This is a genomic window from Streptomyces sparsus, assembly GCF_054776295.1.
In genome coordinates this window covers 1-1,184 of the sequence record NZ_BAAHCA010001229.1, presented here as the reverse complement: position 1 = coordinate 1,184, position 1,184 = coordinate 1, and the positions used below count along the sequence as shown (strand labels likewise).

1 protein-coding gene is annotated in these 1,184 nt (G+C 71.5%); it reads left to right on the top strand.

Annotated features, from left to right (window positions below):
- Window positions 1–224 precede the first annotated feature (224 nt).
- On the top strand, window positions 225–1,139 hold the full coding sequence (locus ACYVE9_RS27575; protein ID WP_461030614.1) for a S1 family peptidase: 915 nt from the start codon (window positions 225–227) through the stop codon (window positions 1,137–1,139).
- Window positions 1,140–1,184 lie beyond the last annotated feature (45 nt).

Below are 1,184 nucleotides of genomic sequence, written 5' to 3'. Positions count from 1 at the left end.
CCGTGGCCCGGTGCCGTGCGGCGCCGGGCCGGACGGCGCGCTGCCGGGCTCGGCGTGGGCCTTCCGGCGTGCTCTCCCACATCCTGCGGCGGGCGCGCTCGTTGACGCACCGGATTGGCTGACAGTCGTCCCCGCGGCCGTAACCGACCCCTACTCAGCGCGTTCTCCCGTACTGATAATGCTCACGTCATTGCTTGATCCGCAGTACGGGAGAGGACCCCCACATGGTGCGCTCCGCACACGTCCGACGCCCGCTCCTCGGCACCCTCACCGCCCTCCTGCTCGGTGCCACGGCCGTGTTGGGCGGGGCCACCCCGGCGGACGCCGCCCCGCCCGCACCCGCCACCACACCCGCGTCCGGCGTCGCGTCCGAGACCGCGACACGCCAGGACACGACCCCCTGGCCCACCGCCGACTTCGAAGGCATCGTGGCGCTCAGCAACTGCTCCGGTTCCGTCGTCCGGATGCCCCACTCCCAACTCGGCGATCCCGCTCTGGTGCTCACCAACGGGCACTGCCTGGAGAGCGGCATGCCCGAACCGGGCGTCGTCGTGGTCGACGAGCCCTCCACCCGTACCTTCACCCTGCTGAACACCGCGGGCCGTGACCGCGCCACCCTGCGGGCGACCCGCCTCTCCTACGCCACCATGACCGGCACCGACATCGCCCTGTACGAACTGGCCCTGACCTACGAGGACATCGACGACCGGTACGGCATCGAGCCGTTGACCGTGGACGCCGCCCGGTCCAGGCCGGGCACCGGCATCAACGTGATCTCCGGCTACTGGAAGCGCGTCTACAGCTGCGACCTGGACGGCTTCGTGCACGAACTGCACGAAGCCGGCTGGGTGATGAAGGACTCGCTGCGCTACACCGCCGACTGCGACACCATCGGCGGCACGTCCGGCTCCCCGGTCGTCAACACCGTCACCGGCAAGGTCGTCGGCGTCAACAACACCGGCAACAACGGCGGCGAGCCGTGCATCCTCGGCAACCCCTGCGAGGTCGGCAGGGACGGCGAGGTGACGGTCCGCCCGGGCATCAACTACGGCCAGCAGACCTACCAGCTCACCCGCTGCACGACCGTCGGCAACAAGATCGCCCTGGACCTGCCGGGCTTCGGCCTCGCCCGCCCCTGACCGCCCGCTCGCTGGCCGAGCTGCCGCCCGCTGGCCGCGCCCGCG

What these genes read in the sequence shown, in the direction of transcription:
- ACYVE9_RS27575 (WP_461030614.1), top strand. Translation starts at nt 225, where the DNA reads ATGGTGCGCTCCGCACACGTCCGACGCCCGCTCCTCGGCACCCTCACC.